We start from the raw sequence: 22,290 nt of genomic DNA, 5'->3' as shown, positions 1-22,290 counted from the left end.
CATGGCTGTGGAAGTCATTCTCCCCAAGGTCGATATGGATATGGAAACGGGCCAGATTTCGCGATGGTACGCCAAGGATGGCGATACGGTCACGAAAGGCCAGCTTCTCTTTGAAATCGAGACCGACAAGGCTGCGATGGAAGTCGAGGCGCCTGCTTCGGGCGTCATCGCGGACATTAGCGCGGCGGAAGGGGCCGTTGTGCCTGTCGGTCAGGCTGTCGCCTGGATTTATGAAGAAGGCGAAGAGCGCAGCGGCAAGCCCGCAGCGGTTGCCGAAGAGCCGATTGCTGCTGCGCCCGTCGATAGGGCAATCGATACAGCCGCGCCGAAACAGCATGATCCCAAGTCCTCCCAAGACGATGAACGGAGTTCAGCCGACAAGGTCCGGGCTACACCGCTCGCCCGGCGGCTTGCGCGTGACGCAGGCATCGACCTCGCTACCGTTCAGGGATCGGGTCCGAAGGGCCGCGTGCAGAAGAAGGACGTCGAAGGCGATATCGGCGTTGCGAACCCTGCGATACCGGCCAAATCGTTTGCAAGCAAAAATGCCGAACCGACCCCGCTCGGCCAGCTCAATGCAATCTGGTTGCGTGAGGGGGAAGCAGGGCGTCTACCGGTGGTTCTGCTCCATGGCTTTGCAGCCGATCTCAATTCCTGGCGTGGATTGTTTGCCGGCGCATCGCTTGGCCGTCCGGTCCTGGCGCTTGATCTTCCCGGACACGGCAATTCGCCCCGCATCGTTCTCGAAAATATTGATGACATTGCTGCCGCGGTTGAAGCGACGCTCGGGTCCCTGGGGGTCGGCTCGTGCCTTTTGGTTGGGCATTCGCTTGGTGGCGCTGTGGCAAGTGTCGTCGCGGCGCGGGGGCTCATCGATGTGCGCTCCTTGCTGCTGATTTCATCGGGCGGCCTGGGACCCCAGATCAACGGCGCCTTCATCAAGGGGCTTGTCGGCGCGAAAAGCGAAGCCAGCATCGTTCCCTGGCTGAAACTGCTCGTCGCCGACGAGACCCGTCTGACCAAGCCGTTCATCAATGCAACAGTTGCGCAGGCTGCCGATACAGAACTGCGCAATACGCAGGAAGCGATTGGCGCCCGGTTCTTCGCAGATGGCACGCAAACCTTTGAGATTCGCTCGAGCATTGCAGCTCTTGCGATGCCGGTGCGGCTTATCTTCGGAGCGGAAGACCGGGTTATCCCCGTGGCTCACGCGCATGGTCTGCCGGGCAAAGTTGGTGTCCACATCTTCGCCGGTTGCGGACATATGCCACAGATCGAGGAGCGGACTGCGGTGCTGCAAATCCTGAAGGAGTGCGCAGCCGCTGCCGAAGCAATGTAATCAAGAACGGCACATCGCGTCGCAGCGATGTGCTGTCTTTCATTCCGGTTGCGCCATTTCACGGAGCATCTGCGCGGCACTTTCTTCATCGGTGATGAGAACGGTCGGCTTCAGAAGCTTTATCGCGCCAAGCAGGGCTGCAATCTTCTCTTTTCCGCCTGACGTGAGGATACGTTGCGGCGTCTTTTGAAGGCTCTCGATCTTCGCCGACATGACACGATCATGGACCGGATCATCGACGATCTTGCCGTCCTTATCATAGAAATGGAACAGCACGTCGCCAACGGCGCCGTTGTCGATGAGGGACAGTTTTTGCGCCTCATCGATCAGGCCCACACGATAGGACGTGCTGCTGGCCGTCTGAATATCGCCGACGCTGAGCAGGACCATGTCGAGTTCTTCGGCCATGTCGAGCACGGTGTTCAGGCCGCAACGTTCGATAAGGGCAATGCGGGTTTCCTTGCTGTCGACCAGAGCCGGGGCGGGAATCAGGTAGCCTTCGCCCTGAAAAATCTGCGCAAACTGCCAAGCAAATTCCGGCGGATTTGAACGGCGGGGCTGTACGATGCCACCGAGCAGGGAAATGACTTTCAGATCGTTGAGCGGGCGCGCCCCGATATGTTGCAGGGTGCTGGAAAGAGTGCGTCCCCAACCGACTCCGATCGTCATGCCGTGCTGCACCTTTTCGGAAAGATAGGCGCCCGTGGCGGCACTGATTGGCGGAATAGGGTCGATGTCGGGTGAAGAGAGGGGGGCGACGATGGCGCGGTCCAGTCCGAAGGTTTTCTCAAGTTCGACTTCGAGTGATGTCAGACTTGCCAGCTTGCCTTCGATGGTAATCTTTACTTCATTGCGAGCGCGGGCATCGGCAAGAAGGCGAACGATTGTGACACGCCCGACGCCGAGCGCTTCCGCGATGTCGTTCTGGGTCATTTGTTCGACGTAATACATCCACGCAGCGCGTGTTCGCAGCCGGCTTGTACGGTTTTCGGCAGCCACACCTTCCGATCCGATGATGAGGTCCGCTGTTTCCGGATTTTTCTGTGTCTTCCTGCCGGCCTTTTTCAAAACTATCCCTCAAATTAATGGCGTAATACTGCATTATATAAGCGCTGTTCTTACACCGAAACTATTGCTTTTCCGTGTGAAGGCAAACCATAATTCATGTGTCTGGTCCATCCTGTTGCGATGGTGCTGTCATAAGGAAATCGACAATGTTGCGCACTCTTTCGGAAGAAATTGCAGTCAATCTGAAGGACCGCCTGCGTGGCGTTCGATACATGATTCGTCGCAATTGCCACGAAGGTTTGCCGGAGGCCGAAAGGCGCAACGACATCCCGTCTCCTGAACTGTTGCTGGAACATGCGGCAAGCATGGTGGACAAGGCTCTGACGACAGCCGAAACGATTTCCATTTCGCTGATTTCGGCTGACCCGAAGGTCCATAACAGTGCGCCGCATGTCAAAAGCTTGTCGGTCTATTTCGGGGCTGGCACGGAAGGGGCACGCGCTTTCCGCAAGGATATGTATTATCTCACCAAGGAAGTGTCGCGCCGCCATCAGTTGCAGAACGCGCTTATCCAGGAAGCGGCATTCGTAACTGTTCATGCAAGGATGATGCGGAAACATGACTCTTTGCTGAAGAGCGTATTTTCCGCAGAGGCGGGCGAAACGAAAATAACAGCAACTTCCAAGGCCGTGACAGCCCTTTTTCTGGAACTGCTTGGCGAAAGACCCGTGCGGTTCATCTCCATGGAAGGGCGTCGCGCCCCCCAAGCCTTGCGCAAATTTGAAACGACCTGTTTTGCAGCGGTGGGGCTTGCCTGTGGTCTGGCTACTGCAAAGGCGGCCGATCTGGCGGGCGTCGATCCTTTGGAAAGCGCAATTCTGGCGCTGGATGTGCGCCATGATCGTCTCATGCAGGCAGCAGAAGAGCGCGATCAGGCGCAGCTAGAAACGTTGTTCCAGATGCTAATTGCTCATCTTCCCTAACCCGGGGCAGACGGCTGAAACATATCCAGGATAAGCTTCTTCGCGCGGGGAATTGATGCCGGGCTCATGCTGAGTTCGGTCAGTCCCATTCGCAGGAACTCGCCAATGAGTTCCGGTCTGCCTGCCGCCTCGCCGCACATGCCGACCATGATACCTGTTTCCGTACCGGCTTTAGCAGTCATCTCGATTGCCGCCATCACCGCCGGATGGCTAACATCGTTGAGTTTCGCCACGGTCGGGTTGAGCCGGTCCGCAGCCATCACATACTGCGTCAGGTCATTGGTGCCGATGGAGAAGAAAGCCGCCTCTTTTGCAAGTTCCCGCGCAGCGAAAACAGCGGCGGGCGTCTCGATCATCACGCCAAGGTCGAATCCGGCAAAGGCTCTGCCCTCGCTTTCCAACTCGCCGATACATTCGGCGATAAGGCGTTTGGTTGCGCGGATTTCTTCGACATCCGAAACCATGGGCAACATGACTTTGAGATTGCCGCTAACCGCTGCCCGCAAAAGCGCTCGCAATTGCGGCTTGAACACGTCTATCCGGTCCAGACACATGCGAATGCCGCGCCAGCCAAGGAAAGGGTTTTCTTCTTCGGGAAATTCGATACCGGCAATCGGTTTGTCGCCGCCGATATCCAGCGTGCGAACGATGACGGGGTTCGGCGCAAAGGCTTTCAGCAGCGCGGAATAGGTTTCGGTCTGCATATCTTCTGAAGGCAGGTGAATATGCTTCATGAAGAGAAGTTCGGTGCGGAAAAGCCCGACCCCCATTGCACCAGCTTCAAGCGCGACATCGATCTCTTCCAGCGCACCCATATTGGCTGCAACTTCGATGATCGTACCGTCGGCCCTGCGCGGCGTGACGGAGCGGTAAGCATCAAGTGCCTGCTTTTCCTGCAATGCCCTGGAAATGCGCGCTTCGATTTCGTTGCGGGCGGCCGTGTCCGGATCAGCATGAACGATGCCCGAACTTCCGTCCACTGCCACCGTTTTCGCATTTCGTAGTTGCTGCACAGCGCTTCCCAGACCAAGAACCGCTGGAATGCCATGCGTACGCGCAATGATGGCCACATGCGAGGTCGCACCGCCATGCCCGCAGACGACGCCTTTGATCTTCTTGAGCGGCGCTCTTGCGAGATCCCAGGCACCGATGTCTTCTGCGATGAGCACCGATCCTTCCGGCAGGCCTTCCAGATTGACGTCTTCCTTGCCCAGAAGCGCAAGGCATATCTGGCGGCTGACGGCGTGCACATCGTCCGCGCGCGCGTTGAGATACGGATCATCCAGTGCCGCAAATTGCCCGGCCACGGTTGAAGCCGCAGCAAGCATCGCCGAGATTGCGTCGAGACCGCCTCGAATAAGCCCGATCGCTTCGTCGATCAGGCTGTCATCCGCGGCAATATCCTTCAGTGCTGCGATAATGCCTCTGTCTGCATCTGCAAGATCGCCGCCGGAAAGGGAGGCATCCATGCGTTGCTGTACGGTGGTGATAGCCGACCTGAAGCGAGCGATCTCGGTCTCTATTTCATCGGATGCGAGTTTACGGCCCGAAGGTTTGATTTCTTCGGGGAAAAATGGAAAAGCCGCACCCAATGAAATGCCTTCGCTTGCCCCAACGCCCTTGATCTGGCCTGCGGGGAGTTTGGGCGTGATCGCGACTTGCGGCATGGTTGCGGCTTGAGGTGCAGCCGGAGCATCAGGTGCAGCTGGCGCGGCGACCTCTTCCAGGCCCGCCTGCGGGTTTTCCAGATAGCCGATCAGCGCTTCAATGGCTTCAATCGCGTCTGCTCCATCGGCACGAACGGTGACTTCGTCAAGCTCCTTCACGCCAAGCAGCATCAGCTTGACAGAGCTTTTGGCGCTTACGCTTTTTCCGGCCTTGGCGATTTCAATATCACTCTCAAAACCCTTGGCCAGTTTAACGAAGCGGGTCGCAGGGCGCGCATGCAGCCCCTCACGCACCCGGACGATAGTCGAGCGTTCCATCTATGTAAGCCTCAAATCGACGTCTGAAACATTTCAACCCAATGATTGTTGAAAATGGGTTCCAATCGTCTGTTTTAACACGCAATTCCAAATCCAGGGATGGGCAGTTTCAGCCGCCAATGGTGATAATCTGCCCCTCCTTGAGAGCAGCGACAAGCTCTTCGCCTGCTATTTCACTGGCGCAGATTTCGCCGGGGCGATCTGTCGAATCTGCACCGGTGAATGAAATGACGACATGCCCGATTTCGCGCACCTTCTGCCAGGCGCTTTCGCCAACGGCGGTGATTTCGGCCTTGAGTGCGCCGATTGCGATCTTCGTTCCGACGACAGGAGCCGAAGCCTCGGGGCCTTCCTCCACCTCATGGAGGACAGATACTTCTGCCAGTTCCGGGGGAGAGCCGTCAGCAAACAGGATCAGAACGCCGCCTTCAGCGAGGTCCGCGACTTCCGGGCCGATTGCGGTGATCCGCGTTTTCAGATGTATCGACATAGAGGCGGTCCTTTCTTTCTATGGTATTCGATGCTTGGCGAAACCGATCGGAAAACATCGTTACTGCACGTGTTTGGGAGGTTGCCCGCCGCCGCCTTTGCTGCGGCGGGCTGAAAGCTCAAAGCACCGCGAGGCTGACCAGCCATGCGATCAAAACCGAAAGCGGGCCCATGATCTGACGGCTGATCAGAACCGCTGGCACGCCGATTTCGATGGTCTTCGGCTTGGCTTCTCCGAGCGCCAGGCCGACCGGCACGAAGTCGCAACCGACCTGCGTGTTATAGGCAAACAAGGCGGGCAGGGCCATTGCCGGTGCAATGGTGCCGTTTGCGATCTGCGGGCCGATGATTGCCACACCCACCACCTGCGCGATAACCGCACCCGGTCCCAGAATTGGCGACAGGAACGGCAGCCCGCAAATTGCGGAAAGCACAAGCAAACCAACAATGTTATTGGCCAATGGTCCGAGCGGCTGGGCGAGAATATCGCCAATCCCGGTATAGAGGATCAGGCCGATCAGCATCGTCACGAATGCCATGAACGGCAGTACGTTGCGGATAACCTGATCGATTGTGCGACGTCCGGCCTGGAAGAAGATACCAACGACGCGCCCCATGACGCGGCCGGTGCTGCTGATAAGCCCGACAAGGCCGCCTTCGCTCGGCTGTTCCACTGGCGCAGGCTTTTCTTCTTCAACGGCAGCAGCAGCCGGAGCTGCGGCGGCTGAACCGTCAGCGGGAACGATGTTTTCCGGTTTTACGCCGGAAACATAGATATCTTCAGTTATAAATTGTGCCAGCGGACCTGCCTGCCCGACCGGAGTGATGTTTACGGTCGGGATGCGCTTGCGCGGATAAACGCCGCAGCGGGCCGTGCCGCCGCAATCGACAACCACCACTGCCATTTCGCTTTCGATTGGCGGTGAGCGAAAACCATCAACCGCCTCCGCGCCGGTCAGCTCGGCGATCTGGCGCGCAAGCGGATGGATGCCGCCGCCGGTGACCGAAACCACCTTGTTGCGCTGGTCGGTCGCTGAATGACAAGCGGGCCGCCCCAGCCATTCGAGCCGCGGGAAATCTTGACTGCCTTATAGGTCTTGACCATGTTTTTCTCCCCCGTTCCGGCTTAAAGCTCGATGCCCTGACGCCGCGCCATGATGGCGGTGATGCGTTCTGTAAGCATGCCTTTGAGAAGGATCACCACGAGACCCACGATGGCGTACCAGATGGCAACATTGATATGATAGCCGGTTGGAACGGCCCCCTTCTTCTCAAGCTCGAGAAGGGCAACCAGCACCCCGCCCCAGACAAAATATTCGCCGGGATTGATGTGCGGGAAGAGACCGAGCGGCGGATGGACGTAGGACACGGCCGCATCATAGAAAGCGGGCTTGTATTTCTCGTCCAGGAATGAACCGAACGTGTAAGCCATCGGGTTGGTCAGAAAGAACACCGACAGAACCGGCAGTACCGTGTAGCGGGTCAGCGCAATGCGCCCGGCGCTACGCGCGATACCATGGACGCGCTTTTCGCCGACCAGTTCCGTTACGGCATAAAAAGCGGTCATCAGCACGACGAGCGTCGGGATAATGCCTGTAACAAACCCCGAGAAAACCTCGCCGCCTTTCTGGAATACGCCGATGAAGTGCTTGCCGATCGAGGCAAGCCAGCCGAGTTGCTCTTCCTGCTGGACGTTTTGAAGTCGTTCCTTGAACTGATCGACGGTAATTCCGCTGCCGCCCGCATCACCCGGCGCGGGGGCCGTTGCTTGCGCAAGCTGCAGAAGATCATTTCCCGCGTGCTCTGCGGCCTGTTTGCCATGCAGCGCCGCATCGGAAATCATGCTGCCAGCCAAATGTATGGATTGAATCGTTGCGTCGGCATGTTGCGCCAACATCGTCACTATCGACATTGCTCCTCCTCGATTGCTTGTTTCAGGCAAGCAACTCCTATGCTCCCACTGCCTTCAGACCTTCGAGTTCGATCCCATCGGACTGGTCTCTTATGCGACCGATCTGGCCTATCGCCTGTCTGGCGGCAGCCACCACTTCAGGCGTTCCTTCTCCAATCGCGGGATTGTCCGGCAATTCGCCAAGGCGCATTCCCTCAAAGCCTTCGCGGCGGATGAACTTAGCAAAGACGGTTCGTCCGCTCATCTGGAGGAAGCGACGCACCACGAGGTCGCGATCTACGACGATCAACACGATGACACCCTTGCCGAAACGCCCTCGTATGTGACCCGCGCCAACAAAACCGTCGGAATATTTCGAAGTGATGCCCTTCATCACATCGGAATAGTGGCGCATCTGGAACCAGACGCCCAGCGACTGGAAGCCCCACAGCAATGCGAGGGCCAGCAAAGCCCATTGCCAGATAGCCATTTTATTCTCCTCCCACGAAGGGCAAACGGCTATTTTCCACGTTCGCCTTTCATGAAATAGAGAACATTTGTCTTCGTGAATGTCAATATGTATAATTTTATCGCAAAGGAAAGACGAATGAAGACTGACATTTCAATCGACTTCGCATAATGTCGCTTGGAAACAGGAGGCCGCTCGCATCATGGATTTGCTGCTCAGGGAACAAATGGCATCGATGCCTGATTTGCGTCATCGACTGCGCCAACTGCGCTGGTTCAGGGCGACGTTCCGCAAGCATGCAAGCCTGCTACATGAGTTCTACGGCGTTGAATACGACATTGATGAAAAGAAACTCACCGAGGCGTTTCTGAACTGGGTGGAGCTGGTGGACCAGAACAAGCGTTTCGCCAAGGTGGACCGCAAGGATTTCATCACCTTTGCAGCCGGGCTGGTGCTGCGCGAACTGATGCGTCTGTCTCCGGCGAAGGTTATTTCGCCGCCAAATCATGCTGACGGCGATGCGGGGCGTCTGTACGAGATCGTCAGGTTTTGGCCCGAGGGATTTCTCTACACCAACTACTGTATCTGCGCGATTGCTGCCGTGCAGGAACAGGAGTTCGGCACCGTCCCGAATATAGACCAATGTGCAGATGAATTGCGCACGTGGTGGTCCTACAAGGAAAACATTGCCGAAATGCCTGGTTACGCGATCGCATTTCTCGACAAGTTTCTGGGCGGTGAGCCCAACTGGGTGATGCCCGATCTGGCATCTGCACGCGCGGCAGTGAAGCGGGCTTTGGCGGATAAGCCAGTCACAAAGATCCAGAATAAATAGCTGGCGGTTTTTGTTTGTCTTCCCATCTGTTGGGCCGCTACCCGCTGGGACGCGCTTTTCCTATGAATGAGAACCGGAAATGCGTTAATTGGGATAGACGGTTGCCAAAAAACCATAATTAGCCAACAAGGGTTGGAATTAAACGCTCAGCGTCAAGAATGGAACATAACTTGAAACGCATCAAGATTGGCCTGGTTTGTCTCTTCCTGGCAGGTATTTTGCCCGCGCAGGCTCTTGAGGTCGGTTCGCCGGCCATTCTGAAGCCATCGCCGGAGCAGGTTCAAGCCGCTCATCTCACGGCTGAATTTCTCACGCGTTTCCATTATCGGCCCGTCCCGCTGGATGACGCCTTGTCGGTCCGGATCATGAACCGGTTCATTGATTCACTGGACCCGGACAGGCTCATCTTTCTGCAGGCGGATGTCGACAAGTTCCTGACTGGCAGCAAGGAAATCGATGACGCCATCGACCGTCAGGACCTGACCATCCCCTTTTCCATTTTCAACGTCTATCAAATGCGCATCATCGAGCGCATGACGTTTGCGCGTGGCCTGCTCAAGCAGAATTTCGATTTCAGCAAGCAGGAAGAATTCTCCATCGTGCGCGACAAGGAACCCTGGCCGCGTTCGAACGCGGAAAGCGACGATCTATGGCGCAAGCGCGTCAAGAACGACTGGCTGCGTCTGAAGCTCGTCGGCAAGGATGATGCGACTATTCGCAAGACGCTCGACAAGCGTTACGAGAACTCCATCGAGCGCACGTATAAATACAAGAGCGACGATGCCTTTCAGTCATTCATGGCTGCCTATACAACATCGGTTGATCCGCACACCGATTATTTCGGCGTCAAGGCTTCAGCCGAATTTGATATTTCCATGAAGTTGTCGCTGGTTGGCATCGGTGCGGTGCTTCAGGAAAGAGACGACTATACGACGATCCGCGAGCTTGTTGCGGGTGGCCCGGCGCAGTCGTCGGGCAAGCTTGCCGTGGGCGACCGTATAATCGGCGTCGGTCAGGGCAAAGACGGTCCGATCAAAGAAGTAATCGGAATGCGCCTCGACGAAGTTGTGCAGATGATCCGCGGCGACAAGGGGTCGGTCGTGCGCCTCGATATCCTGCCGGCAGATGCCGGCGCCGATGGCAAGCATCATGTCATCACGCTGGTTCGTGACAAGATCAGTCTCGACAAGCAGGCCGCCAAGAAGACGATCCTTCCCGTAAAGGACGGAGACGTTACCCGCAAGATCGGGGTGATCACGCTCCCGGCATTCTACGAAGATATTCAAGCGCGGCGGAAGGGCGACAAGAACTATAAGAGCGCCAGCCGCGATGTCGCCAAGCTGATCGCCGAGTTGAAGCAGGATAAGGTTGACGGCGTTCTGGTCGATCTGCGCAACAATGGCGGCGGTTCGCTGAGCGAGGCGATTGATCTGACAGGTCTGTTCGTCGGCAAGGGGCCGGTGGTCCAGCAACGCAATGCAAACGGCGAAGTCAAGGTTGAAAGCGATAATCTTCCGACGCCAGCCTGGAAGGGGCCGTTGGGCGTGCTCATCAATCGCGGCTCTGCTTCCGCCTCGGAAATTTTCGCGGCGGCAATTCAGGATTACGGCCGTGGTGTGGTCATAGGCGAGCCAAGTTTCGGTAAGGGAACCGTGCAGACCGTGGTCGACCTCGATGAAGTGGCCAACAATCCCAAACCTGAATATGGCGAGCTTAAATTTACGGTCGCCCAGTTCTTCCGTGTCGACGGTGGAACGACGCAGTTGCGCGGCGTGACGCCCGATATCAGCCTGCCGGGCCTCTTCGATCTGAAGCTTGTCGGTGAATCGAGCTTCGACAATGCTTTGCCGTGGTCTCAGGTTTCAGCGGCGAAATACAAAGCCTCTGATGACATAAAAGCGTTGCTGCCAAAGCTGCAAAATCTGCACGACGAGCGCGTGCAGAAATCCCGCGAGTTCCAGGACTTTGTGGAAGATGTAGCGACGCTTAAGGCGCAGCGCGAGAAAAAGGTCATCTCGCTCAATGAAACGGTGCGTCGCAATGAGATGACCGCGCAGGAAAATCGAGCCAAGGCGCGCGGAAAATCCAATGATGGCATTGATGCGCAGATTGACGACGGCCTGCAGTCGAACGAGCGAAGCCTGAGTGCTGACCTTGCAATCGAGAAGAGCCGTAAGAACGCGACGGATGTTCTGCAGAACGAAGCCGCCGCGATTGTCACCGATCTGGCTATCCTGCAAAACAAGGTGCCCGAACACGCTGCAAATTAAAGAAAGGCACCGCTTGTGGAGAGCGGGCGTTAAATCCTGGCGAAGACCACGATCCCGATACGTATATCGGGATCGGCCATCAGTACATGCCGCAGCGTCGGGTCAGCAAATTGATCCGGATTTTGTCATCAGCAAGCGGGATTTGCCGGTTCCAGCTCATGCCGTCGGTGATCAAAACGAGCCGCAGGCTAAAGGTTGGAGCGCCTCAAACTTTCGACCGCATAGGGCTCAAGAGTAACCTCGCCAGACTGAGCTATGCTGACGGCCTGATGTTGTGAAGTGATGTTCACCAGCCAGAATTCTTGTTCTGTCGCAAAAGCCAGAACGTGGCCGGGCCGGGACGAAACAAGCTGTTGCCATTTCTTTCCTGCCAGCGCGGACAAGGTTCTTATCGTATTGAAGAGCGGGCGTTTCCCCCCTACGGGCCTTGGCTCGTTTTCCCCGGCAAGAAGCCCGAACGGGCCGGTGACAGCTGAAAGCGTCAGGCTGTCGAGGCCCGCATTCAGCACCGATATGGCGTAGGCCATCGCGAAGCTTTCACCGAATTTTCCATTATGACGCGGATCGCGATTGGCCATGGCTATGCGTTTGCCATTCGGGTTTTCCATCGTCCGGCTGCCATAGGGATTCTGACGCATGGGAATGGTGGACGGCCCGATGCGATAGGGCTTGTCGCCGTAAATCGCGCGTACGGAACGGGTAATGAATGGCAGCGCCTCCAGCGTCTGCATGACGCTGAGATCGTCGGCAGCGTGGACAATCGGATTGGTGCAGTGGCTGACAAAATCAATAAGCTCACCCGGAACACGCTTGCGATTAAGTTCGGTGAAATAGCTTAGCATTCCGCCGCCGAGACGCACATTTGGGAAGGCCGCTCTTGCGGCGGCATAAACCTCCTCAAGCGGCGGACAGGGTGGCCATTTGCTGCCGGGTGGTGTCGATTTCCGGTCTATGGCAGGCGAAACGATGATTGCATCCGGGGTGAAGCCCGCTGCTTTCATATCGGACGCGATTGCAGTCGTCTCGTCGATAAGGTTGGTTTTGCACGGCAGCGCAATTTCAAGCGCGACGCGTCCTTTGTGGTTCCCGGCTAATGCTGCGAAATCTGCAAAGACTGAACCTTGATGTCCCGCCAACGGATCGTAATGAAACAGCAGGTCCTGCGGGGCAATTTCCCGAAGCAACTCTGTTGCAGCTGAACTGGCCTTGGCTTCTTCCGGCGTGATGATAACGCCGATATTGGGCATGACGCCGCCTGCGTGACCGAAAGTGATTTTCACCGGTTCAGCATGTTGGGCCACTTTGGATGTTGCTGGGCGCGTGTCAGCAATGTTGAGCACAATGCGCTGATGATGGGGCTTCAAAGCTTCGATCCGGTAGGGCCATGGCAGAGCCAGCGGACGTACATAGGTCTTGAAGGATGCATCTGACCAGTTGCGCTGGTCTTCCATCTCGAACGTATCGCCTTCCATGCGGCATTCGACCATGACGCCGGGGATAGCCTCGTGGGTGATTGCACGCATGTCCTTGAAGGGCTGCCACGGCTCAATCAGGTCGGGGAGGCGGGTTTTGTTGAGCACGCCATCGACATGCTCGACAGTCACGGGCGAACCGGCAACGCCGCTGATCGGATGCAGAATGCAGAAGCCGCAACGGTTGGTTTCAAAGCCGGTCGCGGTATTGGCCACAGCGTCGAAAGTGAGTGCGCCGTCACTCTCGGCCTGAATGCGGACATCAATGGTGAGTTGCGTTGCTTCGGGGCCTTCGCAACGTGCCTGATAGGTAACCGTAAAACTGCTATCATTCCCTTCGATATTCAGGTCGTGGATTTCCGGATTATAGGTTCCCCAATCGCGATCCCTTACCAAGTAGGAGATGGCGCGCAGAATCTCGACGCCGTCATAAGTGATGGTACGAAGATTGCCGTCGCTGAGATCGACGGCAAGAAGCCCTGCTTTCAGATGCGTTGCCGTGGCTTCTGCTTCGCGCGTGCCATAGAGCAGGAATGGATCGACTTTGCTCATTTCAGCAATGCCTTGATGTCGATGCGATTGCCGCTTGCTGCACTGTCATAGGCAGCCTCGACAAGCGCGAAGGTCTTGAGATTGTCTGCGCCCGATGTCGAGGTTTCTTCACCGGAAGCGAGTTTATCCACCCAATGCTGCTGAATGGCAAAAACGCTTTCCTGAATATTGTGCCACGGGCGCGAGGCCCAGGAGAGCAGTTTTGGCGAAACGTCGGAAACGGTCGTACCCTCCGACGTAATTACTTCAAGGCGATAGCTCTGATAAAGACGGATCGAGCCTTCAGTGCCGTCCAGTTCGATCAGCGTTTCCGGAAAAGGGTCGGTTTCGAGCTTGGTGGCATAGCTCACATCGACAACAGAAGTAGCTCCATTTTCATGGTCCATGAGAATGGTTGCCACATCTTCGCCATTGATCTTCGGATTGACGCGCTTGGTGCGTGCGACAAGGCTTGTCACGTCACCCAGAATGAAACGTGCAATATCCAGCGTATGAATGCCAAGGTCTTCGATGATGAAGCGCTCGCCTTCTGCCAGATAAGGCTGGCCGGAGAAAACATCAAAGCCGGAGCGGAATGAAAAGCGACCCCAGAACGGCGCGCCGATGGCGCCGCTGTCGAGCGCTGTGCGCACGGCCTGGATAGGCGTCTGCCAGCGGAAGTTTTCATGCACCATGAGAGGAATGCCTGCCTCATCGCAGACCTTCACCATCGCCTTTGCATCGTCGAGCGTCTTCGCAAAAGGTTTCTGGCAGATTGCCGGCACCTTATGGGCGGCAGCAAGTTCCACCAGCGCGCGGTGGCTTGCAACGGTGGTGGCGATATCGACAAAATCGATGCCGCCGTCCGCAAATAGCGCCTTAGCATCCGTGTAGCGGCGCTCGATGCCAAACTGGTCGCCGACAATCTTCAACCGCTCCGGGTCGCGGTCGCAGATTGCCTCGATCTTGGCACCCGAAACGTCTTTCCATGCATGCATCTGATTGATTGCGAAGAAACCGCAGCCGATCAGAGCGCCATTCAATTCTGCCATTTTTAACCCGCTTTTGCCATTTGCATGAGTGTAACGCGCTGCTGGAGGCGGCGCTGTGCCTGATCGACCACCACGGCGATGATGATGACAAGGCCCTTGATGACCATCTGCCAGAAGGACGATACGCCCATCATGACGAGACCGTCGGAGAGAATGCCGATGACGAATGCGCCGATGATGGTGCCGCCAATGGTGCCGCGCCCGCCCGACATGGAGGTACCGCCGAGAACTGCTGCCGCGATGGCGTTAAGCTCAAACGAGTTCCCTGTTGCCGGATGCGACGACATGAGTTCGGACGAGATGATAAGCCCCGCGATCGCGGCGCAGAAGCCTGAAAACATATAGACGAACATCTTTACGCGGTCGACACGGATGCCGGACATGCGCGCGGCGCGTTCATTGCCGCCGACTGCGAAAATCTGACGACCAAGCGGCGTGTATCGCGCGATATAGGCTGCGGCCAATGCGACGACGATCAGAATCCAGATCGAGACCGGAAGACCGAGAATGCTGCCTGATCCGAGGAAGGCGAAGCCGGTTGTGCCCAGATCTTCGCGGCCCACAAGGTTCGGGAAGGTCTGACCATCGGAAGACAGAAGTGCCAGACCGCGCGCCACATAAAGCGTGCCGAGTGTCGCGATGAAGGGTGCAACATTCAGTTTGGTTATCAATAGCCCGTTTATGAAGCCAACTGCGATGCCGACCGCCAGTGTGATCAGCGAGATTTCGATGATGTTGAAATAGATTGTATAGCCGATGCCAAGATCGATACCGTAGATCAGAAGACCGCCGGCAACCATGCCGCAAAGCCCGACAATTGAGCCGACTGAAAGATCGATGCCGCCGGTGATGATGACGAAAGTCATGCCCATTGCAAGAAACGCGTTAAGGGCAACGTGCTTTGACATCAGGATCAGGTTGGCGGTCGACAGAAAGTTCGGTGCTGCGAACGAGAAGAAGATGAATACCGCGAAAAGCGCGATGAAGGTTCTCAGTTTCATAAGCGTCAGCAGGGCCGAGCCGCTGTTAAAGGTTGAGTCAGTGGCGGCCGTCGTCGTGTTGGCTGTCATGACGCGCGTTCCCTTGTTTGTTTGCTGTGGTCGTTGTCATGCGTATGTCCGTGGCCCTTGGCCGAAGCGGCAACAATATCGGCCTCCGTCGCTTTATCGCGGTCGAATATGGCGACCAGCTTCCCATTGCTGAGCACTGCGATGCGATCGGAGAGCGCCATGACTTCTTCCAGATCAGAGGTTGAAAAGAGAATGGAAAGACCTTCGGCGGCGAGCCTCCGCATGGTGCGGAAGACGTCGGCCTTTGCGCCCACATCAATGCCGCGCGACGGCTCGTCCATCAGAAGAACTTTTGGGTTGGTCATCAGCGCCTTGCCGATCACCACCTTCTGCTGGTTGCCGCCCGACATTGAAGTGACTTCGAATTCCGGGTTCGGTGCCTTGATCGAAAGGTCTTTGATTGCCTGTTGAATGGCCTGCTTTTCACGCTTTGGCGTGATGTGGAAGAACCGGGCCAGACGGTCGAGGCTTGCCAGTGTCAGGTTACTGGCAATCGACAGGATCTGGACCAAGCCTTCGCGCTGGCGATCTTCCGGGATGAGTGCAAGGCCGCGCCGGATACGACGGGTCGTGTCTCGCTCCTTCACTTCCTCGCCATCGATATAGATTTGGCCCGTAGAATGCCCGTGCTGCCCCATCACACATTCGAAAAACTCGGAACGTCCGGCCCCCATAAGGCCATAGATTCCAAGAACTTCACCTGCGCGGACGGTCAGCGAGACATCATCGACTGCCAGCCCGCCTGTTGGGCGGGGCAGCGTGATGTTTTCGGCGCGAAACCGTTCCGCACCGATCTTGTGGGTCACGGGCTTGGCAAAATCCTTGGCATCCGAACCGATCATCGAACGCACGATCCATTGCGTATCGATATTTTTGATTTCTTCCTGGCCGGTGATTTTTCCGTCGCGCAGAACGGTGATGTAATCGCCGATCCGCATCAGTTCTTCGAGACGATGCGAAATATAGACGATTGCCACCCCTTGGCTTTTCAATTCAGCAATCACCTTGAACAGAATATCCACTTCGGCTGCGGAAAGTGCCGAAGTCGGCTCGTCCATGATGACGATGCGTGCATCGAGCGAAATGGCCTTGGCGATTTCGACGAGCTGCTGTTGTCCGATGGGCAGATCGGCCACAAGCGTATTTGCGCTGATGCCTGCATCAAGCCGGTCGAGATACTCGCTGGCTTTTGCGACCTGCGCCTTGTGATCAATGCCCCGCAAACCGCGTGTAATCTCGCGTGTGGCAAAGATGTTCTCTGCCACCGTCATGTTCGAAAACAGGTTCAACTCCTGAAAGATCATCGCAATGCCGCGCTTCTGCGCGTCGGCGGGGCTGTCGAATGCCACTTCCTCGCCATCGAGAATGATCTTCCCCATGGTCGGACGCTCAACACCCGCGATGATTTTCATCAGCGTTGACTTGCCAGCACCGTTTTCACCGACAAGCACGTTGACCGAGCCACGACGCAATTCAAGATTGGCGCGCTTGACCGCGACAATGCCCGAATAGACCTTGGAAACGTCCTCAAGCTTGAGGACGATATCGTGCTTCTGGATCGTTTCCGTCTCCATGGCTCATTTCTCCAAAGAGATGGAAACGGGGGTGAGAACCGGAAGCTGACCCTTTGAAGGCAAGGGGAAAGCGCCTTGGGCTTTCACCTTCATGCCGACCAGATTTTCGCGCGGCAGTTTGGATAATACGTTGTCGTTGACGCGGGTATTGAAAGCCTTGCCGAACTGTGCCCAGTCGATCTGGTTGCGGAATTCGTTGAAGTTCACGAATGAGAGGCTGTCGCGGATTGCAGTGCCGCGAACGGTCGGCCCAATCTGCACGCGTGCATCGGGCTTGCCATCGCCATTGCTATCGACCTCGACATAGGCGGCGCGGGATTTCGTTTCTGCGGCGACCACGGTGCCTTCAAGTTTGACGGCGAAAGTCCAGGGCGCATTGCCCTGCTTCTCGCGATGGCCGTATTTTGCTCCGGCGGCGTCCGCGTCTGCATTTGCTGCCTGCATCACTTCATCGAGCGTCGCAGTTTTTTCGGCAAAGAACGGCTTAACCTTTGCGTCCCAGATGTCGGAAACCGAACGATCCGGATTGAAATTATCGCCGCGTGCTTCTGCGGCTTCTTCCGCTGTCGGGGTCTTGATGATTTTGCAGCCCGAAAGCGCGACACCGCAGGCCAGCAGAATAATGGAAGCTGACTTTAGCACTGACATGAATCTATCCTCGATATCAGGAATGTGCCGGGAGCGGTGTACGCCCCCGGCCTCGCAAGCTTGAGAGTTAGTCTTTCAAGGCGAAGGTTTCGAGCTTGTCGGCATTGTCAGGATTGATGAGCACGCAGTCCATCAGCTGCTTTTCCTCAGCTGGTCCCTTGCCGGTCTTGATATATTCGTCAGCCTGAACGACGGCCATCTGTGCCTGGGCATAGGCCGGCTGGAGGACGGTTGCCTTGATGCCGCCCGCCTTGATGGAATCGCGAACATCGTTCGAACCGTCGAAGCCGACCACGATAACGTCCTTGCGGCCTGCAGCTTCAATTGCTGCCCATGCGCCCATGGCCATGGTGTCGTTGCCCGAAATCACGCCCTTGATATCCGGATTTGCCTGCAGAATGCTCTGCATCTTGGTGAAAGCTTCGGTCTGGCTCCAGTTGGCTGACTGCTGTGCAACCATCTTCATATCAGGATATTCATCGATGACGTCGTGATAGCCCTTGGACCGGGTGCCCGCATTCAGATCGGATTCACGGCCGAGCAGCTCGACATAATTACCGGCTTCGCCCATCAGCTTGACGAATTCTTCAGCACCCAGCTGCGCGCCCTGATAGTTGTTGGATACGATCTGCGAAACCGCAACCCCCGAAGCGTTGATTTCACGGTCGATCAGGAATGAAGGGACCTTGGCATCCTTGGCCTTCTGCACGGCGGCAATCGATGCTTCCGAACCGGCATTGTCGAGAATGATGGCTTTTGCGCCACGACCGATGGCCGTATCGACCAGTTGCGATTGCTTTGTCGGATCGTCGTCATGCTGAAGGATCAGCGTTTCGTAGCCAAGTTCCTTGGCCTTGGCTTCAGCGCCCACCGCTTCAGCTTTATAAAACGGATTGTCATGCGATGGCGTGATGATCGCGATCAGGTCAGCAGCCCATGCCGGCATGACAACGCCGCCTGCCAATGTTGCCGAAACGGCCGCAATCGCAAAACCGCGCGCAATTTTCCTGCGTGTGAATTTCATGTAGACCTCCCAATAAGCCCCATTTCCCAAAAGGGCGGAAAAGGGGAGAGCGTGCGCCGCCCTCCCAAGTGACGTCACGTAATGCGACGGATGCTTTCTGCGATTTCTTCCGGTTCGAAAACGTTCTTCCAGTCGTCGCGCATCAGCGCCGGAATGCCGAATTCGATTGCCTTGTTGCAGGCATCGGAGAATACGCCCTGGACTTCGCCAAAGATGACGGCGCCGAGAACATTCATGTGGCCGAGAAGGAAATCGCGCGCTGCTTCTTCTGGAACGCCGCGACGAACGCTTTCGTCCATGGCCTGTTTCATGACGACAAGAAGCGATGCGCAAACGGTTTCCGAAAGGCCCGGCTCGAGGATTGCAAGCTGCTCGACAGTCACGCGGTGCGAGCGCATGACAGGCGCCCAGATGACCTTGGCGATTTCTTCACCGAGCGCGTAGGCTTCTTCCGGCCCCTGCATGAGAGCCGAAACGATGTGCTGCTTTGCAAACAGACCGCCGAAGTGATCCTTCTTCGCCTGCATGTCCGTTTCGTCGTTGAAGATCGGCGGATGGCACGGATGGGTCACGAAATAGGTGAGGTCTGCACGTTCTGGCAGATGACCGGCAAAGGGTGCGGCTGCATCGAGCGCAATCACCATCGTGCCGGGCTTGAGCTTGTCGACGATGCCTGCGGCAACCTTGCCGATGATGGTATCCGGCACGGCCAGGATGACCACTTCAGCGCCTTCGAGACCTGCATCGGCGTCAACGGTGTCGATGCCAAGATCGTTCTTGAGGCGGGCCTTGCCTGCGTCGCTGACTTCGATATGGCGTACCTCGAAGCGCGAACCCTTGAGGTTCTTGGCCAGACGGTAACCCATCTTGCCGCCCGCTCCGAACAAAGCGATAGCTGTCATGATTGAAATTTCCTTCCCATGTTTTGGTATCGCAACTGGTATAACCAGTCAATGAGTATTCCAGATTAGACGCGCGTTCCGTCGCGAATCTGGCTGAAGTAATTGTCAGTGCCGACCTGACCGCCCTTGAGAGCAATCTGCAGGCCATTGGTTGCAGCGTGAGTGCCGTGTGCAGTGCAAAGCGGCGAGCCGGGAGTTTGTGGGAGCGGCAAAAGCGTGGTGAGCGCATCAACATGCAATTCGCGCAATGCGTGGCTGGAAGTGTCCCCGCCTGCAATGACTGCGCGGGTAAGCCTTTCGCGCTCGACAAGGCTGCGGAGTATGAATCCGAGGCTACGCGCCAGTTTGTGACGGCTACCTACGATCCTGTCGATCTCAGTGCCGCGATCAGCAGAAGGACCAAGTGCGGTGTTAAGGATTACGCTGTTGCCCTGCTTGAGCGCCTTCTCGCCTTCAGCAATAGCCGTTTCGATTACCTGATTGCTGTTTTCGCCGACAAGTTCGAGGGGATTGAGATCAATGCCGGTAAAGCCTGATGCTGTCGCATGACGGATCTGGCGTTCCGTCGTGGGCGATACGCTTCCTGAAACGACCGCAATGCGGTCTGCCTTGCCGGGGAGCGGAAACTCTCTTTTTGATCCAATCAGTCCCGCTTTGGTCCATGCGGCCAGAAGCGCGTATTCAACGCCCGACGAGCCAGCGACGAACCAGCCTTCGCGGGCACGCAAGCGCCAGAGCTGTTCTCCTGCTTGCAGCTGACTTTCATGACTATCGACGTCGAACAGCAACATGCCGTCAACATTGTTGGCGATAGTGCTGACGCGATCATCGACGTCCTGCGAGCCAAGGGTTGCAAGGTCTGCGAGTGCGGTTTTAAGCGTTGTCTGTTGAGCCAAATGCAACCGCAGATCCGCCTCATGCATCGGCGTGACCGGATGGCGGCTCATGACCGGGTGGCGGTCGATGCGATAGACCTCGCTCTGATAGGCGGCGAACAGATTGCCGAAAGCGGTGTAACGCTTGAGCTGTGGTGCGCCGACAATCAAGGGCACATAGGCCTGATCGAAGATCGCTTTGGCGATTTCCACGGCCTTGCCGATATTGCCGACATGGGGTGCGGAATCGAAGGTCGAGCAGACCTTGTAATGTGCAATCGCTGCATTGAGGCTTTTCAACCAGTTGAATGCAGGCGTGAGGTGTTTCTCCATCCATTCCGGCGTTTGGCTGCGGCTGGTACCCGCGAGGCCGATAGCCTTGCAATGAGAGAAACGGGCAAGCAGCTCTTCATCCGGAACATTCATGAACAGAACGGTATCGACGCCGTGAGAAGCGAGTGCCTCCATGACATCGGTCGAGCCGGTGAGATCGTCACCGTAATAGGAGAGCAGCAATCTGTTGGAAACCTCTGACATTACTCGCCGCCTTTCCCGAATTTTGCGAGCGAGGCTGCAAGTTCTGGGTGATCTGCTGCATATTTTTCGAGCGGGATGCCCGCGACAGCCGCTTCCCAAGCCTGTTGCACGGCACGAACCCCAGCTGCCGGGCCGCCCGGATGGCTGACAATGCCGCCGCCGCACAGATAAAGCAGGTCCGTGGTGCGGCCCGTGCGCTCGTAAGTTTCCGGCGCCTGTCCGCCCCATTGGCCGGACCCCGCCACTGGAAGCGGACAATCGGATGGCTCAAACAGCGGTGTGCTGACGGCCTTGAACGAATTGACGAAGCTTTCGTCCGGCTCCCAATATTTCACGCGGATGCCGTTGATCTGGAACTGATCGACGCCGAGCAGGCGCCAGAACTGCTGATAAACGCGGAAATCCATACCTGCACCGGGATTGCGGGTCAGGACGTCCCAGCCGTTGCGATGGGCATGAAGCACGAGACCCGAACGCTTGCGTAGAAAGCTCATGCCACCAAAGCCGACGGAATTTATATTGACTACCGCGCAATTGCCGCCTGCTTTCAGCACCATGTCATGGTTGCGCATCATTTCGTCAGGATCGGCATGAGAGATGCCGAAGGCATACATGACCTTCTTGCCGGTTTTCTGCTCGTGATCGAGAATATGCGGCATGATCGCGGCGATTCGCTCTTTGAGCGGCGAATAGGCCGGGCTCATCAGCTTCTCGTCGTCCTTGATGAAATCGACACCAGACTGGATTAACTCGCCGACCAGTTCTGCGGTTTCGTGCGGACGCAGGCCAAGTGCCGGCTTGACGATGGTGCCGATGATCGGACGTTCCTCAACGCCGGTAAGGCGGCGGCTTCCAGCGATACCGAATTGAGGGCCGGGATGTGCTGTGCGGAAAGCTTCGGGCAACTTCATGTCCACGACTCGGATGCCGGTCATGCCTTTGATCGAATAAACGCCGCCAACGGCTATCGTCATGAGTGCGGCAAGATCGGTGCCGATGGCATCAAGCGGAAAGGCAATATCGACATCGGCGCGCTTGATTGGACCATGCCCGGGTTCAAGTTCTGGCCATGCGGGGCACGTTGCGTCTTCCAGCGGACGAATCTCCAGCACGCGCGCCGCGACGCGCGCCTTGAGTTCTTCCGTTTCACCCGGAACGGCGACAAACGTGCCGGTCGACTGATCGCTCGCAATCTTCGCGGCCATCTGTTCGATGCTGCCGGTGGTCTCAATACGATAGGTCAGGCGGATGTACATGGCTACTACCGGAACAGGCGATTGGTTCGTTGCCCGCGATACTTCGCTGGCTTTTACAGGTCAACTGGTATAATGAGTAT

General features: G+C 56.8%; 18 protein-coding genes and 1 pseudogene. 4 read left to right on the top strand and 15 right to left on the bottom strand.

All coding sequences use genetic code 11. The annotated features are described in order from the left end of the window. Window position 1: 1 nt before the first annotated feature. Entirely contained in the window at window positions 2-1,339 is a 1,338-nt protein-coding gene (locus ACS5UA_RS18370; RefSeq protein WP_443101593.1) for an acetoin dehydrogenase dihydrolipoyllysine-residue acetyltransferase subunit, read from the top strand. Between the two features lie 39 nt (window positions 1,340-1,378). Here ACS5UA_RS18370 and ACS5UA_RS18365 read toward each other — a convergent pair whose 3' ends face one another. Continuing rightward, on the bottom strand, window positions 1,379-2,407 hold the full coding sequence (locus ACS5UA_RS18365; protein ID WP_025091129.1) for a sugar-binding transcriptional regulator: 1,029 nt from the start codon (window positions 2,405-2,407) through the stop codon (window positions 1,379-1,381). 146 nt (window positions 2,408-2,553) lie between these two features. Here ACS5UA_RS18365 and ACS5UA_RS18360 point away from each other — a divergent pair, with 146 nt between their 5' ends. Next, a complete protein-coding gene (locus ACS5UA_RS18360; RefSeq protein WP_443101592.1) occupies window positions 2,554-3,330 on the top strand; it encodes a hypothetical protein in 777 nt (258 codons plus the stop codon). Here ACS5UA_RS18360 and ptsP read toward each other — a convergent pair. The 5 genes and pseudogenes from ptsP to ACS5UA_RS18335 all read right to left on the bottom strand — a co-directional run bounded on the left by ptsP (window position 3,327) and on the right by ACS5UA_RS18335 (window position 8,185). After that, window positions 3,327-5,315, bottom strand: a complete 1,989-nt coding sequence (gene ptsP, locus ACS5UA_RS18355; RefSeq protein ID WP_443101591.1) for a phosphoenolpyruvate--protein phosphotransferase — start codon at window positions 5,313-5,315, stop codon at window positions 3,327-3,329. The two genes, ACS5UA_RS18360 and ptsP, sit on opposite strands and share 4 nt — an antisense overlap. Window positions 5,316-5,424: 109 nt before the next feature. Next, entirely contained in the window at window positions 5,425-5,805 is a 381-nt protein-coding gene (locus ACS5UA_RS18350; protein ID WP_443101590.1) for a PTS glucitol/sorbitol transporter subunit IIA, read from the bottom strand. 118 nt (window positions 5,806-5,923) lie between these two features. After that, window positions 5,924-6,909: pseudogene (gene srlE, locus ACS5UA_RS18345) on the bottom strand (PTS glucitol/sorbitol transporter subunit IIB). 21 nt (window positions 6,910-6,930) lie between these two features. Then, the gene (gene srlA / locus ACS5UA_RS18340) at window positions 6,931-7,716 is read right to left on the bottom strand and encodes a PTS glucitol/sorbitol transporter subunit IIC (protein ID WP_443101589.1); all 786 of its coding nucleotides are present in this window, start codon (window positions 7,714-7,716) and stop codon (window positions 6,931-6,933) included. Between the two features lie 37 nt (window positions 7,717-7,753). Then, the gene (locus ACS5UA_RS18335; protein ID WP_443101588.1) at window positions 7,754-8,185 is read right to left on the bottom strand and encodes a transcriptional regulator GutM; all 432 of its coding nucleotides are present in this window, start codon (window positions 8,183-8,185) and stop codon (window positions 7,754-7,756) included. 181 nt (window positions 8,186-8,366) lie between these two features. On the opposite strand from ACS5UA_RS18335, the gene ACS5UA_RS18330 reads away from it, so the two are divergent. Further along, the gene (locus ACS5UA_RS18330) at window positions 8,367-8,999 is read left to right on the top strand and encodes a hypothetical protein (protein ID WP_443101587.1); all 633 of its coding nucleotides are present in this window, start codon (window positions 8,367-8,369) and stop codon (window positions 8,997-8,999) included. A gap of 158 nt (window positions 9,000-9,157) precedes the next feature. Further along, on the top strand, window positions 9,158-11,269 hold the full coding sequence (locus ACS5UA_RS18325; RefSeq protein WP_113475459.1) for a carboxy terminal-processing peptidase: 2,112 nt from the start codon (window positions 9,158-9,160) through the stop codon (window positions 11,267-11,269). 188 nt (window positions 11,270-11,457) lie between these two features. Here ACS5UA_RS18325 and apnL read toward each other — a convergent pair whose 3' ends face one another. The 9 genes from apnL to oiaX form a co-directional block, all read right to left on the bottom strand. After that, on the bottom strand, window positions 11,458-13,293 hold the full coding sequence (apnL, locus tag ACS5UA_RS18320) for a D-apionate lactonase (RefSeq protein WP_443101586.1): 1,836 nt from the start codon (window positions 13,291-13,293) through the stop codon (window positions 11,458-11,460). Next, on the bottom strand, window positions 13,290-14,324 hold the full coding sequence (locus ACS5UA_RS18315) for a Gfo/Idh/MocA family protein (protein WP_183515908.1): 1,035 nt from the start codon (window positions 14,322-14,324) through the stop codon (window positions 13,290-13,292). The genes apnL and ACS5UA_RS18315 overlap by 4 nt, the downstream gene beginning before the upstream one ends. A 2-nt stretch (window positions 14,325-14,326) precedes the next feature. Then, window positions 14,327-15,394 (bottom strand): ABC transporter permease, encoded by a 1,068-nt coding sequence (locus tag ACS5UA_RS18310; RefSeq protein WP_006470103.1) that lies wholly within the window; start codon window positions 15,392-15,394, stop codon window positions 14,327-14,329. Beyond that, window positions 15,391-16,968 (bottom strand): sugar ABC transporter ATP-binding protein, encoded by a 1,578-nt coding sequence (locus ACS5UA_RS18305; protein ID WP_262076978.1) that lies wholly within the window; start codon window positions 16,966-16,968, stop codon window positions 15,391-15,393. Before ACS5UA_RS18305 ends, ACS5UA_RS18310 begins: the two co-directional genes overlap by 4 nt. 3 nt (window positions 16,969-16,971) lie before the next feature. Beyond that, window positions 16,972-17,616 (bottom strand): DUF2291 family protein, encoded by a 645-nt coding sequence (locus tag ACS5UA_RS18300; protein WP_230349542.1) that lies wholly within the window; start codon window positions 17,614-17,616, stop codon window positions 16,972-16,974. Window positions 17,617-17,683: 67 nt separating this feature from the next. Beyond that, window positions 17,684-18,640, bottom strand: coding sequence for a D-ribose ABC transporter substrate-binding protein (locus ACS5UA_RS18295; RefSeq protein ID WP_443101585.1), 957 nt, complete (start codon window positions 18,638-18,640; stop codon window positions 17,684-17,686). Window positions 18,641-18,714: 74 nt separating this feature from the next. Next, window positions 18,715-19,542: a phosphogluconate dehydrogenase C-terminal domain-containing protein gene (locus tag ACS5UA_RS18290; protein ID WP_113475447.1), complete on the bottom strand. Its 828-nt coding sequence runs from the start codon at window positions 19,540-19,542 to the stop codon at window positions 18,715-18,717. Window positions 19,543-19,607: 65 nt separating this feature from the next. Then, complete coding sequence (locus ACS5UA_RS18285; protein ID WP_443101584.1) at window positions 19,608-20,954, bottom strand: four-carbon acid sugar kinase family protein; 1,347 nt, start codon at window positions 20,952-20,954, stop codon at window positions 19,608-19,610. Beyond that, window positions 20,954-22,210, bottom strand: a complete 1,257-nt coding sequence (gene oiaX, locus ACS5UA_RS18280; RefSeq protein WP_443101583.1) for a 3-oxo-isoapionate-4-phosphate decarboxylase OiaX — start codon at window positions 22,208-22,210, stop codon at window positions 20,954-20,956. Before oiaX ends, ACS5UA_RS18285 begins: the two co-directional genes overlap by 1 nt. Window positions 22,211-22,290 lie beyond the last annotated feature (80 nt).

It is taken from the genome of Brucella sp. RRSP16 (genome assembly GCF_052246815.1).
Classification (GTDB): domain Bacteria; phylum Pseudomonadota; class Alphaproteobacteria; order Rhizobiales; family Rhizobiaceae; genus Brucella; species Brucella intermedia.
The sequence above is the reverse complement of the archived record's forward strand: the minus strand, read 5'-3'. Positions and strand labels throughout refer to the sequence as shown.